Consider the following 288-nt stretch of genomic DNA (forward strand, 5'->3'; position numbering starts at 1 on the left):
AGATCCAACATTTCTTGCTTAACAGAATCAGGCACCTTAAGTAGTGCCTTCATCAACGCCTTTTCGGCAACAGCTTGAAAAATAAAGATACTGACAAGGATGATCGTCAGATATGAGAAAAGTTGGAACGTTAATCCATCTTTACGTTTGGCAATGAAGTCGGGGCAACGTATTAGTTTGGCACTCATGTTCCAACCGACACTAGGTAACTATATCCTTTACCACGAACCGTTTTAATATGCTGTTTAGACAACCCTGCCTGTACTAGCTTCCGACGGATATTACTGA

General features: G+C 41.3%; 2 pseudogenes. Both read right to left on the reverse strand.

The window, feature by feature from the left end:
* Positions 1-188: pseudogene (locus tag A3712_RS21460) on the reverse strand (two-component sensor histidine kinase); the annotation flags it as partial.
* Positions 185-288, reverse strand: a pseudogene (locus A3712_RS27550) (response regulator transcription factor); the annotation flags it as partial. The pseudogenes A3712_RS21460 and A3712_RS27550, both read right to left, overlap by 4 nt.

Source organism: Vibrio sp. HI00D65 (assembly GCF_001635455.1).
Classification (GTDB): Bacteria; Pseudomonadota; Gammaproteobacteria; order Enterobacterales; family Vibrionaceae; genus Vibrio.